The 13,929-nt window shown below is 62.6% G+C and carries 13 protein-coding genes; 6 read left to right on the top strand and 7 right to left on the bottom strand.

Features of this window, described 5'->3' with window-relative positions; all coding sequences use genetic code 11:
• The first annotated feature begins 7 nt into the window (after window positions 1-7).
• Window positions 8-1,798 (top strand): signal peptide peptidase SppA, encoded by a 1,791-nt coding sequence (gene sppA, locus E5162_RS01025; RefSeq protein ID WP_135943100.1) that lies wholly within the window; start codon window positions 8-10, stop codon window positions 1,796-1,798.
• Between the two features lie 55 nt (window positions 1,799-1,853).
• Here sppA and E5162_RS01020 read toward each other — a convergent pair whose 3' ends face one another.
• Window positions 1,854-3,104 (bottom strand): DUF3667 domain-containing protein, encoded by a 1,251-nt coding sequence (locus E5162_RS01020; protein WP_135943099.1) that lies wholly within the window; start codon window positions 3,102-3,104, stop codon window positions 1,854-1,856.
• A 31-nt stretch (window positions 3,105-3,135) separates the two neighbouring features.
• Window positions 3,136-4,767 carry a peptide ABC transporter substrate-binding protein gene (locus E5162_RS01015; RefSeq protein WP_233342109.1) on the bottom strand — a complete coding sequence of 544 codons (1,632 nt, stop codon included), beginning with the start codon at window positions 4,765-4,767 and terminating at the stop codon, window positions 3,136-3,138.
• 208 nt (window positions 4,768-4,975) lie between these two features.
• Between E5162_RS01015 and E5162_RS01010 the strand changes: the two genes are divergently transcribed.
• Window positions 4,976-5,572: a hypothetical protein gene (locus E5162_RS01010; protein WP_135943097.1), complete on the top strand. Its 597-nt coding sequence runs from the start codon at window positions 4,976-4,978 to the stop codon at window positions 5,570-5,572.
• Between the two features lie 31 nt (window positions 5,573-5,603).
• Here the strand turns inward: E5162_RS01010 and E5162_RS01005 are convergent, their stop codons facing one another.
• Together E5162_RS01005 and E5162_RS01000 are read right to left on the bottom strand one after the other, a co-directional pair.
• Entirely contained in the window at window positions 5,604-6,509 is a 906-nt protein-coding gene (locus E5162_RS01005; RefSeq protein WP_135943096.1) for an ABC transporter permease, read from the bottom strand.
• Window positions 6,509-7,441 (bottom strand): ABC transporter permease, encoded by a 933-nt coding sequence (locus E5162_RS01000; RefSeq protein ID WP_135943095.1) that lies wholly within the window; start codon window positions 7,439-7,441, stop codon window positions 6,509-6,511. The genes E5162_RS01005 and E5162_RS01000 overlap by 1 nt, the downstream gene beginning before the upstream one ends.
• 412 nt (window positions 7,442-7,853) lie before the next feature.
• On the opposite strand from E5162_RS01000, the gene E5162_RS00995 reads away from it, so the two are divergent.
• Both E5162_RS00995 and E5162_RS00990 read left to right on the top strand, forming a co-directional pair.
• Window positions 7,854-8,789 (top strand): hypothetical protein, encoded by a 936-nt coding sequence (locus E5162_RS00995; RefSeq protein WP_135943094.1) that lies wholly within the window; start codon window positions 7,854-7,856, stop codon window positions 8,787-8,789.
• The gene (locus tag E5162_RS00990) at window positions 8,786-9,694 is read left to right on the top strand and encodes an MBL fold metallo-hydrolase (RefSeq protein WP_135943093.1); all 909 of its coding nucleotides are present in this window, start codon (window positions 8,786-8,788) and stop codon (window positions 9,692-9,694) included. Before E5162_RS00995 ends, E5162_RS00990 begins: the two co-directional genes overlap by 4 nt.
• A gap of 14 nt (window positions 9,695-9,708) precedes the next feature.
• Here E5162_RS00990 and E5162_RS00985 read toward each other — a convergent pair whose 3' ends face one another.
• Entirely contained in the window at window positions 9,709-10,542 is an 834-nt protein-coding gene (locus E5162_RS00985; protein WP_135943092.1) for a DUF1499 domain-containing protein, read from the bottom strand.
• A 65-nt stretch (window positions 10,543-10,607) separates the two neighbouring features.
• Window positions 10,608-11,276, bottom strand: coding sequence for a pyridoxamine 5'-phosphate oxidase (pdxH, locus tag E5162_RS00980; protein WP_135943091.1), 669 nt, complete (start codon window positions 11,274-11,276; stop codon window positions 10,608-10,610).
• Between the two features lie 99 nt (window positions 11,277-11,375).
• Between pdxH and E5162_RS00975 the strand changes: the two genes are divergently transcribed.
• Window positions 11,376-11,966, top strand: coding sequence for a J domain-containing protein (locus E5162_RS00975; protein ID WP_135943090.1), 591 nt, complete (start codon window positions 11,376-11,378; stop codon window positions 11,964-11,966).
• A 157-nt stretch (window positions 11,967-12,123) separates the two neighbouring features.
• Window positions 12,124-13,221 carry a chorismate synthase gene (gene aroC, locus E5162_RS00970; RefSeq protein WP_135943089.1) on the top strand — a complete coding sequence of 366 codons (1,098 nt, stop codon included), beginning with the start codon at window positions 12,124-12,126 and terminating at the stop codon, window positions 13,219-13,221.
• Here the strand turns inward: aroC and E5162_RS00965 are convergent.
• Entirely contained in the window at window positions 13,211-13,885 is a 675-nt protein-coding gene (locus tag E5162_RS00965; protein WP_135943088.1) for a hypothetical protein, read from the bottom strand. The two genes, aroC and E5162_RS00965, sit on opposite strands and share 11 nt — an antisense overlap.
• Window positions 13,886-13,929: the final 44 nt, after the last annotated feature.

The following is a 13,929-nucleotide window of genomic DNA, read 5'->3' as shown; positions in this document are numbered from 1 at the left end:
GGTATTCATGAAACAGTTCTGGGTTACGTTTTTCGGGTCGATTGTCGGCGTTGTCGTCGGATCGGTCCTGACCGTGGTGCTCGCCATATTTCTGATCGCGGGGATGGTTGGTTCAGCTGTCCAGAACGCACAGGGCCAGCGAGCTTCCATGCCTGGCGGCGACATAATTCTCGAAGTCGACCTGCGCGAAACCCGGCTGGACCAGCCGACGCGTTCGCCCTTTGCGTTCACCAACCCGCTTTCAACCACAGAAATCGTGCAGACCCTGCAGCGTGCGGAAACTGATTCAAGCGTCCGCGGCGTAATCGTGCGGGCCAGCGAGTTCGGCATGGCGCCGGCCCAGGCCGAGGAGTTGCACCGCGCCTTCGCATCCTTCCTGGATTCCGGCAAGCCGGTTATCGCTCACGCCCAAGGCTTCGAGGGCACGAGCGTGACAGGCTATTTCGCAGTGTCCGGCGCCTCGCAAATCTGGCTGCAGGACACGGCCAGCTTTTCCGCAACCGGCCTGTCGACGGAAACGCCCTTCCTGGGCGGCACGTTCGAGCAGTTCGGCATCCAGCCCGAATTCGTCCAGTTCTACGAGTACAAGAACGCGGCGAACACGTACACGCAGACCGATTACACCGACGCCCACCGCGAGGCGACGCTATCATTCCTGGGCTCCATCTATGATACGGCGATAGCCACTGCAGCTGCCGATCGGGGCGTGGAAACGTCGCGCATGAACACTCTGATCATGTCCGGCCCCTACTCTGCCGAACAGGCCCAGCAAGCAGGATTGGTCGATTCGCTCGGGCATGTTGCCGGTGCGCGCCAGGCTGCGCTCGAGGCAGCCGGCGTCGAGACCATTCTGACCATAGAAGACTACGTGCGCCGCAGTCCGCCGGCAGCCCCGGCACGCAATCGTCCCGTCATCGCCCTGATCTCGGGCCAGGGCGCTATCGTGACGGGCCAGGGCGATCCCGGCTTCGGGGGCAGCGACCTGATCGGAGGCGATCAGATGAGCGCCGCCATTCAGGCGGCGGCCGACGACACGTCGGTCCGGGCCATTGTTCTGCGCGTCGATACGGGCGGCGGCTCGGCCATCGCGTCTGACCAGATCTGGGATGCGGTTGTACGCGCGCGCGAAGCCGGCAAGCCGGTGGTGGTGTCGATGGGCACGGCGGCCGCTTCGGGTGGCTATTACATCTCCGCGCCGGCCAATCTCATCTATGCGAACGCCACGACTCTGACCGGGTCCATCGGCATGCTTTCCGGGAAGCTCGTAATTGACGAAGCGCTGGGCCGTGTCGGGCTGAATATCGAACCCCTCTACGTTGGAGGGGATTACACGCTTGCCTATTCGTCCCAGACCGAGTGGACCGAGGAGCAACGCGCGACCTTCTACGAGATGGCCGAGGACGTGTACGAGGACTTCACCGAGCGCGTCGCCGAGGGTCGCGGCCTGCCGCTCTCGCGTGTGCAGGAGATCGCGCGCGGGCGGGTCTGGACCGGGGCGCAGGCTCAGGAGCTGGGCCTCGTCGACCGTATCGGCGGACTGCGGGACGCGATCGATGGTGCGCGCGAGCTGGCCGGCATATCGGCCGACGAGCGCGTGTCGATCCGGTCCTTCCCGGCCCAGCCGACACCCCTGGAAGCTTTCCAGGAGCTGTTCGGGATCTCGGCCCAGAGCGCTCAGGCAGCAGCGCGATTCAACGCACTGATGGAGCTGCCCGAGGTGCGCGCAGCACTGGCCGCGCGCGAACAGAGCCAGACCCAAGGCATGCGACTAGTCATGCCCGATGAGGCGCCTCGCTAAGCGCTCGGTCACGGCAGAAAAAATCAAGGGCTCGCCGCTGGCGGGCCCTTTTTTTCTAGGCCGAGAGAATTCCCAGGAGCACGACCGCCATGATCGCGATGAGCATCACGAAGAAGTAGACGACGTCCAGCGTCAGAGTTCGCAGGATAGAGGTGAACCGCGAGCGCTCATAGACCACCCGGTGTACCTTGTAGAGATAGACGTTGGAGTAGATCAGCAATCCAAGCGTCGCCCATCCCGCCCCGATCAGATGGCCGATCAGTATCGCGAACGTCAGCGCCAGAAATAGCGCGGAGTGGAAATGGACCGACACGATCAGGTGATCGTAGTAGAAGAAGCCGCGCCGCCAGATGTAGGTCAGGCCCAGGAGGCCGGCGTAGACAGGTACCAGCACGAAAAGGATGCGCGGAATCCAGGAGAGGCTGGCTTCCCAGAGGCGCGCAGGATCCTCGTTGATGCGGAGCACCCGATCGGCGAGATAGCGGCGAACACGATAGGGAAGTACGCTATCCGGTGCTGGCTTCCCGTAATCTTCGGGCACGAGCAAACGGGCCATGCCGTCATCACCTCCCCAGTATTCAGCTCCGTAGCGGCGAGCAGTTGCGGCGTCAGATCCTCCGCCCCCCGGAGCAGGCTCGACGGCGGCGCCCTGTTCCATGGCCGGGTCATCGGCTGTTCCAACCTCCGTTCCCTCCTGCCCGCTAACCTCGTCCTGCGGGTCCGGGCCCGATTCTGACACGTCCCGGCCCGCTTCCACCCCCGGTGGAATGGAAAGTCCCAGAGACTGCATTGCCTGGCGGTACTCGGTTTCTTCCAGCTCACCGCTTTCAAAGGCGTCCGTGAGGTGCTCGCCCACAGCAGCCGGCCCCCCGACCCGGAGCTCCCCGAGGTCCAGGTCGCCAGTTGTCAGTCCCGCAACAAGGAACATCAAAAGCGAAGCGACGATATAGAGTCTGAAAGGGGGAATGAACCGGGCACGCTTGCCAGAAAGATAGTCCCCCGAAACCCGTCCCGGTCGCACCATCAACCGGGGCAAGGTGCGTGCGACGCGCCCGTCCAGATTGATAAAGCCGTCAATGATCTGGCGAACCAGCGCCCCGGCAGAACGATGGTAAGTGTCGTCGACCTGGCCGCAGTTGTGACAGACCGGGCCTTCGAGCTCTGTCTCGCAATTCTGGCACACGCCGTCGGGCAGGTCGGGGTCAAGGCGCGCGCGCTTTCCCGGACGCGTCGTCACACCAAGGCCGGCAGCGGCCACGTGCTCGGTGACCGTATCTGCCGTCTGATCGAAATCATCCCCGCCCATGCTCTGCCCCCCGGCCGCCGTGCTTCAGAGGCTACTCTCCGGCGGCGTTTGACTGTTCGACATCGGAGAAGCAGAGGTAACGCGTCCGGTGGATGTGAACGACATTATCTTCCCATCCCGTCACTCTCGGGTTTACGAGTGCCTTGTTGACGTAAAACGTGACGGGAGCGTAGGGCGCCTCCTCTAGAAGGATCGATTCCGCTTCGCTTAGAAGCTCTGCGCGCTCGGAACTGTCGAGTTCCCGGTTAGCCTGTCGGATCAGAGCGTCATATTCGTCATTCGACCATCGCGAGTAATTCATCGGCACCGAGGTCGATTCCCCCAGGAACAGGAAATTGTAGGCGTCGTTGTAATCGCCGATCCAGGCCCCGTCCCCGATCTCGTAGTCGCCGGCGCGCAGGTTGGAATAGTGAATCTGGGTCTCGATCTGAGCGATCGAAATATCGACCCAGTCGGCAATCTCAGCCCAGTCGCGCTGGAGAACCGGTGCGATCCGCGGATTGTCGCCCGTTGCCCTGAATGTGTATTCCAATTCTAGCGGATTTTGCGGGCCGAAACCGGCTTCCTCCAACAGGCGCCGCGCTTCATCCCGGCGGGCCTCGATGGGCACGTCGCACCAAGGCACGCTGGCACCGCCAGGATAGTCAGCGACGCCCGGCGGCACGAAGGAACAGGCCGGCATGGAACCGTCACGCAGGATTTCCTCGGCGATGAAATGGGTGTCGATCGCCATGCTCAGGGCCTGTCGCACCCGCTCATCGTCAAGCGGCGCAATCTGCGTATTGTATGCCAGATAGCGCGTACCGAGATAGGCATGAACCCGCACATACTCGGGCACCTGCTCGCGCAGGAATTCGAGATTCTGTCCGGCGACATCGGTAATCACGTCAAGCTCGCCATTGCGCACGCGGCGCTCGGCTGCCTGAACGTCAACGGTGGGATAGAAGAAGACGTCGTCTATGCAGACATCCTCATTGGCGTAAAAGCTCTCGTTGCGGGTCAGGTGGACATAGTCGTTCGCCCGCCAACGCACGAGCTTGTAAGCACCGTTGGTCTCGATATACGCAGGCTGCACCCAGGCATCGCCATACTGCTCCACCACGTGCATCGGCACGGGGAAGGTCGTGTAATGGGCAAGCAGGCCGGGCAGATAGGGAGCGGGAAATTCCAGCTCAATCTCCAGGGTAAGATCATCGACCGCGCGTACGCCAAGTTCTTCCGGCGTAAGGTCGCCCTTGTTGACAGCCTCGGCATTCTTGATCGGATAGAGGAGAGAGGCGTAATTGGCCAAGGTAGCCGGATCGAGGATCCGGCGAAGCGCATACTCGAAATCGTGAGCCGTAACAGGTTCGCCGTCCGACCAGGAGGCCTCGCGCAGCCTGAAGGTCCAGATCAGGCCGTCATCGGAGACTTCCCAGCTCTCGGCCATACCGGGGACGGGTTCGCCTTCGGCGTCCTCGGTGAACAAGCCGATGAACATGTCACCGATAATGTCATTCTCCCATGTCCCGCTCGCCTTGTGGGGGTCGAGCGAGAAAGGCTCCGCCATGTTTCCGCGATGCAGAACGACCGAATCAGATTCGCTTGAGTCTCCGCCGCCGCATGCACCCAGCACCACCACGCTGGCACTGCACGCGAGCCACTCCATAAGACGTCGATTCACGGCAACTCTCCCCTGGGCATTTACATAAATGCAAGGCGCGCGGCATCGTCTCGACGCGCGCGCCCGGCTTTCGGTCATCTGCGGACAGAACAATATTGGCAGAAAAACCTGACGCAAGAGTGAAGACGCGGGCGCATCGACACGACTCGACGCTTCAAGGATAGTAGCGCGAATTTTCACACGCGGTATCAGAATACGGGAACACACAATGACACGCCTGACCCAAATCCTCAGCCTGGCTCTTGGCTCAGCGCTCCTGACCGGAACTGCAGCCGCTCAGGAGGCCCAGTCGGCCGACCTGGACGCCTTGCTTGCATGCCGGACGATCGAACAGGACAGCGCCCGTCTTGCCTGTATGGACGCCCGTCTCGAAGAACTCGCCGGCGCCATCGAGAGCCGTTCCATTGCAGTCGTCGACCGCGAGCGCGTCCGAGCCGTCGAACGTGACGGCTTCGGTCTGTCCATGCCGGGCCTTGGCGGATTGACTGAAGTGTTCCGTGGAGGAAGCGAGCCAGAGGAAGCGGAGACGCTCGAGGACGGTACGGAGATCGTCTACGATGACTCCGGTGCGATCGACGAAATGCGCAACGTGCCTGTCGAGGTCTACGAGACCACTCGCACCGGGGATCTTCGAATCACCCTCGCGAACGGGCAGGTCTGGCAGCAGATCGACACGACGCGGGTTCGGGTGCCGCGCTCTCAACGCAGTGATCTGCGCGCCGATATTCGCGGCGGTGCGCTGGGCTCCCATTTCATGACCCTGTCCTACGGTGGACGGGCTTTCCGTGCGCGCCGGATTCAGTAGACCGCGAGTCTTCGTCTGACCTGCGCGGCTCTTACCGGTCGCGCGGGTCGATGGCGTCACGCAACCCATCGCCCAGGAAGTTGAAGCAGAAAAGAGTCAGCATCATAGTCGCGGCCGGCGCAATCAGCGTCCATGGCGCGATTTCCATGTCCCGGGCGCCATTGGAGATGAGATTGCCGAGCGATGTCAGCGGCTCCTGAACCCCGAGACCGAGAAACGAAAGAAAACTCTCCGCCAGGATGACCACCGGGATGGTCAGCGTCACGTATACGATGACCGGGCCGAGCACGTTCGGTACGATATGGCGACGAATAATGGCCGCGCGCGAGACGCCGGCCGCGTGGGCGGCTTCGACAAATTCCATGCCCTTGAGGGCGATGGTCTGACCGCGCACGATTCGGGCCATGGTCAGCCATTCCACCGCGCCGATGGCCACGAAGATCAGGATGATGTTGCGACCGAACACAACCATCAGGATGATCACGAAAAAGATGAAGGGGATCGAATACAGGACATCGACCAGACGCATCATCACCTGGTCAACACGCCCGCCGATGAAACCGGCCACGGCTCCCCAGACGACCCCGATGGCGAGGGACACCATTGTGGCAACGACCCCGACCATCAGCGACATGCGCAGACCCACGAGCGTGCGCGCGAAGAGGTCGCGCCCCTGAGCATCGGTCCCGAATACGTGCCCGTGCTCGAACGTCGGCGCGAGTTGGACGCGGTCCCGATAGATCACGTCTGCCTCGTGGATCCAGAGCAGCGGCCCGAGAAAGGCCAGAAGGACCAATGCGCCCAGGATGAACAGGCCGATGACAGCCGCCTTGTTGCGCAGCAAGCGTGTTCGGGCGTCGTCCCAGAGCGAACGGCCCTGGATGCTGGCCTGCTCAATGAAGACCGCCTTCTCCCGCGGTGTGGAGGTGGACACCATCAGTCGTATTTCACCTTCGGGTTCAAGGACGCATAGAGAAGATCGGCCACGAGGTTCAGGATCACGATCAGCGAAGCGTACAGGATGACCACTCCCATCACGACCGTGTAATCACGCTGCAGCGCGGCCTGAACGAATTGGCGTCCGATGCCAGGTAGCTGAAAGACCTGCTCGATTACGATCGAGCCGGTCAAAAGTGCCGCGGCAGCCGGCCCGAGATAGCTCACGATCGGCAGAATCGCGCTCTTGAACGCGTGCCGTGACAGAACTGCTCTCGCCGAAAGGCCTTTTGCGCGAGCGGTCCGGATATAGTTGGACCGGATAACCTCGATCATCGAGGCGCGCATGAGCCGCGTTATGATCGCGATCTGCGGGAGCGCCAGTGTCACGACGGGCAAGACAAGCCGGTCGGGTGTCATTCCACGAAGCGGATCGAGCCCCCCGCTGGGCAGCAGCCCGAAATACAAACCGAAGACGAGCGCCAGGATCGGGCCCATCACGAAGGGCGGGATGACAATGCCTACCGTCGCGATCCCCATGACCGCGTAATCGGTGGCGCCGTTCTGACGCAAGGCGGCAGCCGATCCGAGTATCGTGCCGACCACCAGGGCCAGCGAGATGGCCAGCAGGCCTACCGTTGCGGATATCGGAAAGCCCTCGGCGATCAGACTGGCCACGCTTTTGTCGCGAAACTTCAACGACGGGCCCAGGTCGAACCGGGCCAGGCCACCGAGATAGTCGAGGTACTGCTTCCAGACAGGCTGATCCATGCCGTACGCCGCCAGGATATTCTGACGGATCTCTTCAGACATGGGACGCTCAAGGTCGAACGGGCCGCCCGGCGCGACTCGCATCATGAAGAATGCAAGCGTGATAATGACCAGAATGGTGGGCACCGAAATCAGTATGCGTCGAAGGGTAAAACCAAGCATGGGAGTCCGGCTATTCTGGAGAGGCCACGTTGTCGGCGGTGAACCTCTCTGGATCAAGTCAGGCGCGCAGTAGACCGTTCAAGGACGGTTTCAAGGCATGTGCGAGATCATTTTTATTGGCTTTCTGCGGGAATGGCCGATCGCGCGCTGGCGGGCGCATCACGGTCAGGCACATCTAGGGCCGCGGCACCGACCTTAACCGCACAAACCGCCAACGCCGTCAGCAGAACAAGGCGCAGGCGCCGACTGACAAAGACCAGGAAGGATGAGCGCGAAATCATGGAAAGAACCTTGCGTGCCGTGTCGGGTCATCGAGGCAGAGACACGCAAGGTCCGGGCCGGTCCGGTCGGCCGCGAATTGTCACGGCTGCCCCGACCGGTAGAGTCCACCCGTGAAGGGAAATCCGATTCGATGACAAGCGCGGCCTGGTGGCGAGATTTCGAATATGCGAACGGTGTCCTTCACGTTCGAAAGACCGGTGTCGACGTCCCCGTGGGCGCCGGTGTCGCAATGGAGGCGGCGAGCTGGCTCGCTTTCCACGCATGCGTGGAGGCCACGCGCCTTGCGGTCAGGGCTGACGGACCCAAACTCTGGTTTGCGCCCGATCGGCCCCGGCCCTGGTACCTCCTCTGGCCGGTCATGCAGCTGGCCGGCATCCGGATCGTCGCCCACCGCGAAGATGCCGAGTGCATTTTCATTTTCGACGACCGCACACACACGCATATCGACGGGAGCTTGCAGGCAGGCTCCGCTCTCAATGGCGGATGCTTGAACGTCTCGAAATCGCAGGTGGCCGCGGTGTTCGAGGCGGTCTTCGATCGCCCGCTCAGCGTCGATCCTCAGACATGGGACGGCGCCATGGTCGCCAAGTCCGAACTCAATGGCGTACATGACGGCCGTGTGCTGACCGGGCCGCGGGCCGCAGAAGGCGGCCAAGTCTACCAGCGCCTGATCGAGACGACTGGTGCGGATGGCTGTGTGGAGGATTTGCGATGCCCGACGGTGGGCGGGCGCATACCGCTGGTCTTCATCAAGAGGCGTCCGGTCGAACGGCGATTTGAAAATACCAATAGTTCCGTCACACTGGCCGCTCCCAGCGCTGTGTTTACGCAGACGGAACTCGACCAGCTCTCCGCGTTCTGCCGGGAGATGAAACTGGACTGGGGCGGGCTGGACGTATTGCGTGATCGCAAGAGCGGCGCGCTCTATGTGGTCGATGTGAACAAGACCGACATGGGACCGCCCATTGCCCTGCCCATGAAGGACAAGATGCGGGCAGTGCGCACGCTCGCAGCCGCGCTGCGGGCATTCCTGGAAGAGCGACGCGAAGCGAGTTTGCCGGAATGACCACCATACCCTTCAAGCGTGAGTTCGATTTCGAATACGGACGTTGCGACACGCTTTCGCCACTGATCCGGCGCGTTGTCGCGTCGAATCCCGGCCCGTTCACCTTTACCGGCACCGGCGTTTACATCGTCGGGCATGGCACCGTGGCGATGATCGATCCCGGTCCGCTCGACGCCGGGCATGAAGCCGCCCTCGATCAGGCGTTGGAAGGTGAGCGCGTCAGTCATGTTCTCCTGACACATCACCATCTCGATCACTCGCCCCTTGCGGCACGCATGGCGTCCCGGCACGGGTGCAAGACCTATGGCCGGCGCCCTCGCCGCACGCCGCCTGCCGGCGGTGAAACCCGCATGGAGGCCGGCGACGACGACAGCTTCGCACCGGACGTGGAGCTGGAGGACGGCGATGTGCTGACCGGTCCCGGCTGGACGCTGGAAGCGCTGCATACCCCCGGGCATACCTCCAACCATCTCTGCTTTGCGCTGAAGGAAGAAAATACCCTGTTTTCCGGAGACCACGTGATGGCCTGGTCGACCTCTGTGGTCAGCCCGCCCGATGGCCATATGGGCGACTATATAAGCCAACTCGAACGGATACGCGCCCGCGGCTTTGGCCGGATCTGGCCGACCCACGGCCCGGCGATCGACGATCCGGAAGCTTTTCTGGACGCCTATATCGAGCACCGGCGCGCCCGCGAACGTCAGATTCTGGGCCAGATCGAGGCCGGACGCACGACGATCCGCGAGATGGTGTCATCCATGTACGCCGATGTGGACAAGCGCCTGCATCCAGCCGCCGCCCATTCGGTACTGGCCCATATCATCCACCTCGTCGAACAGGGCCGGATCGAGGTCGCAGACGGAGGCACGCCGGACCTGGGCAGCACGTACACATTGACCGGCTGACCCGGTGAGCGGTCCTACGCAGTCCCGGCGGCATCACGTACAGCCTCGAGAAAAGCACGCACCCGCTCGGCATTGGCTCCAAGGTCTGAAAGACCGACCCGACTGACCGAGCGTACATCGATCGCACTGCCGCCGTTTTCAGCCTCGGTGATCCGGACAACGAAATCGTCCTTGAAGCTGAACCAGAAGCTCTCGACCGTGCCTTCGAACATGAGCGAATCGCGCGACGCGGTCGTGATGCGCCACCCCATATCACGTGCCGCCGCCAGCGACGCCTCGTAGGCCTGCGCAGGGTCTGCCGGCAGGTAGAGCGTCTCGATATCGGGATAAGCCTCCGCCTGGACATCGGTCACGGCCCGGCCGCCCCATTGACCCGTCCAATCTGAATCGGGGACCTGCTTGTCGAGCAGATCGACCGAATTCACGCCTTCGATCTGCTCACGCCGCTCGATCATCGCCCGGGAGAATTGCGGCGGATCGGTCAGGTCCGTGCTGATGTCGTGGATCGGCGGAACGCTGGCGGCGGCGTCCTGGGCAGACTTCGCGGCCATCAGGCCGCCGCCGCCAATGACAACTGCCAGAATGGCACCCAGAAAAGCGCCTGCGCCGCCAACCCCGGCCGCGAAGCGCGACACGATCAGAACGACCAGGCTCACCGCTCCAACGCCGAGCGCACCGAAGATAGCATATTGTGCGTAGGTGCGAACGTGACGGAAAGCGTCAAGGGGGGCCCATAGATCTACTTTTGCGCCCATGGTCGTGATCAGGAACCACACAGGAATTGCAATCACGACGGCCCACGCCAGGGCCGCAACGAGTCCGCAAAGGACCGAAAAGAGTTTTGTCATGCCGTCTGTTCCCCAACCGCAAAATTCCGGCCCGGACAGGCCGACTTCGGTCCCACCCTAGACCATTATGGATATAGGCGCATGACAGACCAGGGCGAAGTCGCCGCTTCTCGCGAGAATACCATACGGTCATGAAGCCTGAAGCGCCGGTCCCGCCAGAACTCGATGCGCTCGGGGATCAGACGGAAGCCGCTCCAGAAATCCGGGCGCGGCACCGAACCGATGTGAAACTTCGCAGCGTATTTCGCGACTTCCTTCTCCAACGCGAACCGGCTTTCCAACGGGCGTGACTGCTTGCTCGCCCAGGCCCCGATGCGACTGTCGCGCGCCCGGCTCTGGAAATAGGCGTCGGCCTCGGCTTCGCTTACCGGCGTGATCGCGCCGCGAAGACGCACCTGCCGGCGCAAGGATTTCCAATGAAAGCACATCGCCGCCTTGGGATTGTCCTGCAGCTGACGGCCCTTCGCGCTTTCCAGGTTTGTGTAGAAAACGAACCCCTCGCGATCGAAGCCCTTGAGCAAGACCATGCGAACGTCGGGAAGTCCGTCCGGATCCGCCGTGGCCAATGCGACAGCGTTCGGGTCGTTCGGTTCACTTCCGCGAGCGGCCTGGAGCCAGTCTTCAAAGAGCGAGAACGGGTCCTCGCGTGCGAAGATATCCTCAACCGTGCCGTCTTGAGAGGTCGCATATTCACTCTCACTCGGTGACGGCGGTATCACGTCATTGGCGGACATTTATTCGACTTTCCCGGATAAAAAATATCGATCGAGACATATGCCCTGGCCTGAGCGCGTCAACCTTTCGAAAAGACTGAGTGTGCGATCCTGATCGTCATGAACCAGAAGCAGGACCCCATTATTGCCGCGTATCGCGTCTTCGGGCTCGAAGGCGATGAAGATTTTGAAACCGTGCGGAAGACGTTTCGCTCGGTAATCAAGACCGTTCATCCCGACACAAGCGGCGACCAGAGCGCGAAAGCGGTTGGCAAGCTTCAGCGAATGCTGAAAGCCTATGAGGTTCTGCGCGTCTACGCACCACGCTATCACGAGCTGACGATCACGCCGGAGGAAGCGCGCAAGGGTGGTCTGCGCACCGTGTTCGTGGGCGAACGCAATGTGATGGTGCGCATCCTCCCTTATTCAAAGACCGGTGCGGTGGTCGTGCCGGTCGGCGATTCCAAGTGGCGCGTGAAGATATTGGTGCGGGACGTCATCGTCGATGGCGGCCAGGAAATGGGCAAGAGCGAGAAGAAAGCACGCGAGCGCAAAGCGCAGGAATTGCGCGACATGGAACGCAGTGAGCAGGAAAGCGAGGATAGCGCAGGCCTGCTTCGTGCATTCTGCGACATGTTCGTGAAGTCACCGCCGGCTGCCCGGCTGGCCAACTGGGTGCGCAGCACGGGCAAGAACGACAAGGCGGCATAATAGGTCTCGGAGTGGTGCTGACCCGGCGGCGGTGGCCGCTAGCCTTCGCCCGGCCTCTGCCCTTGGCCGTGAAACCCTGGTGCCGAGTTCAAGCCGTGACGCCCGCCCCGACGCTCTCTAAGCTTGGCGCAGTTGGAAAACCAGGGCGGCGCACTTCATGTCTCACAACACCTTCGGTCACCTTTTTCGTTTGACGACGTGGGGTGAAAGCCACGGTCCCGCGCTGGGCGCCGTTATCGATGGCTGTCCGCCCGGACTGGCCTTGAGCGAGGCGGACATCCAGCCCTACCTGGACAAACGCCGGCCGGGAACCTCCCGGCACGTCACGCAGCGGCGCGAGGCAGACGAGGTCCGGATTCTGTCAGGTACGTTCGAGGACGAACGCACGCCAGGACCGGTCACAACGGGCAGCCCGATCAGCCTGATGATCGAGAATACAGATCAGCGGTCCAAGGATTATTCGGACATTCGCGACCGCTGGCGGCCCGGTCATGCGGACTTCACCTACGACATGAAATATGGCGTCCGTGACTATAGGGGCGGCGGAAGGTCCAGTGCGCGCGAGACCGCCGCCCGGGTGGCAGCCGGTGCCATCGCCCGCAAGGTGCTGGGCGATGGGATATCGATCCGCGCGGTGCTGGTGCAGATCGGTCCGCGGGCCATCGACCGTACGGCATGGGACTGGGCGGCCGTGGAGCAGAACGATTTCTTCTGTCCCGACCCCGGCACCGCGGCCCGGTGGGCTGAAGATCTCGATGAGATCCGCAAGGCGGGCTCGTCGGTCGGAGCAATGGTCGAATGTCATGTCAGCGGCGTGCCCGCCGGTTGGGGGGCGCCGGTTTATGGCAAGCTGGATGCCGACCTGGCGAGCGCCATGATGAGCATCAACGCGGCAAAAGGCGTCGAGATCGGAGCCGGAATGGAGGCAGCGGCGATGCGCGGAGAGGACGCGGCCGACGAGATGCGGCTGGACGCGGATGGCAAGCCGGCCTTTTCCTCAAACCACAATGGAGGCGTGCTGGGCGGTATATCGACGGGCCAGGATCTCGTTGTCCGCCTTGCCATCAAGCCGACCAGCTCCATCCGGATCGAGAAGCAGACGCTCACGCGCTCGCTCGAAGAGGTTGCCGTCTCCACCAAAGGGCGCCATGACCCCTGCGTGGGCATCCGAGCCGTTCCGGTCGCCGAGGCGATGGCAGCCCTTGTGCTGGCCGACCACAAGCTGCGTGCCCTGGCACAGAACGCTACCCCCTAGGCGAGGGGGAGGCTGGACGTCGCGTCCAGTCGACAAGCGCCGCCAGTCCGGTCAGCAGCACGAAGACCAGCGCGCTCGACAGGCCGATGGATGCTGCGTCTTCAGCCGGGGGCGCGGTGACGTGGATGATCTGAAGACCTGCGAGAACCAGTAGCAGCACAAGCGGAGCGACCCGGCCGACGAGACCGCGCGGCGAGGTCGCGCCAAGATAGAGCACGAATCCGAGAAGGAGGAGCGCACCCTCCAGCATCATCGCCGGCCAGAAATGCTGCCACAGACCGAAGCCCACGCGGGGGCCGCCGGGCCAGAGCGCGAGGTCCGGCACATGGACAAGCAGGTCTGTGAACCAGTGAGACGCGATGGCCAGCCCGACCACTACCCCGCCCAGGACCTGCTCCTTGCGAGCGAGCAACGCGTAGATGGCGCCGCCCGCGATCGAGAACGCGAGCGTGGCGGGTAGAGAATGTGTGTACGGCATGAAATAGAGATCGAACGCGTTCACCTCGGTGAAGCCCGGAACGATGCGGAGCTTTTCAATCTCCAGAGCAACAAGAATGCCCCAGGCGATGTCAACGGCCTGGACCGAGAGGAACAGCACCCAGAGCGGCACGCTGCGGGCCGCGCGAACGCCCGCGAAAGCCGGACCGTAATGACCGATGAACATCGCTGCCTCTCCGCCGCTTCCCAAGCGAAGCAGGCTAGAGGCAG

Source organism: Marinicauda pacifica, assembly GCF_004793635.1.
GTDB classification, from domain to species: Bacteria; Pseudomonadota; Alphaproteobacteria; order Caulobacterales; family Maricaulaceae; genus Marinicauda; species Marinicauda pacifica.
This window is presented reverse-complemented; position numbering and strand designations above follow the sequence as displayed.

What these genes read in the sequence shown, in the direction of transcription:
- sppA (WP_135943100.1), top strand. Translation starts at nt 8, where the DNA reads ATGAAACAGTTCTGGGTTACGTTTTTCGGGTCGATTGTCGGCGTTGTC.
- E5162_RS01020 (WP_135943099.1), bottom strand. Translation starts at nt 3,104, where the DNA reads ATGGGCGGGGATGATTTCGATCAGACGGCAGATACGGTCACCGAGCAC.
- E5162_RS01010 (WP_135943097.1), top strand. Translation starts at nt 4,976, where the DNA reads ATGACACGCCTGACCCAAATCCTCAGCCTGGCTCTTGGCTCAGCGCTC.
- E5162_RS01005 (WP_135943096.1), bottom strand. Translation starts at nt 6,509, where the DNA reads ATGGTGTCCACCTCCACACCGCGGGAGAAGGCGGTCTTCATTGAGCAG.
- E5162_RS01000 (WP_135943095.1), bottom strand. Translation starts at nt 7,441, where the DNA reads ATGCTTGGTTTTACCCTTCGACGCATACTGATTTCGGTGCCCACCATT.
- E5162_RS00995 (WP_135943094.1), top strand. Translation starts at nt 7,854, where the DNA reads ATGACAAGCGCGGCCTGGTGGCGAGATTTCGAATATGCGAACGGTGTC.
- E5162_RS00990 (WP_135943093.1), top strand. Translation starts at nt 8,786, where the DNA reads ATGACCACCATACCCTTCAAGCGTGAGTTCGATTTCGAATACGGACGT.
- E5162_RS00985 (WP_135943092.1), bottom strand. Translation starts at nt 10,542, where the DNA reads ATGACAAAACTCTTTTCGGTCCTTTGCGGACTCGTTGCGGCCCTGGCG.
- pdxH (WP_135943091.1), bottom strand. Translation starts at nt 11,276, where the DNA reads ATGTCCGCCAATGACGTGATACCGCCGTCACCGAGTGAGAGTGAATAT.
- E5162_RS00975 (WP_135943090.1), top strand. Translation starts at nt 11,376, where the DNA reads ATGAACCAGAAGCAGGACCCCATTATTGCCGCGTATCGCGTCTTCGGG.
- aroC (WP_135943089.1), top strand. Translation starts at nt 12,124, where the DNA reads ATGTCTCACAACACCTTCGGTCACCTTTTTCGTTTGACGACGTGGGGT.
- E5162_RS00965 (WP_135943088.1), bottom strand. Translation starts at nt 13,885, where the DNA reads ATGTTCATCGGTCATTACGGTCCGGCTTTCGCGGGCGTTCGCGCGGCC.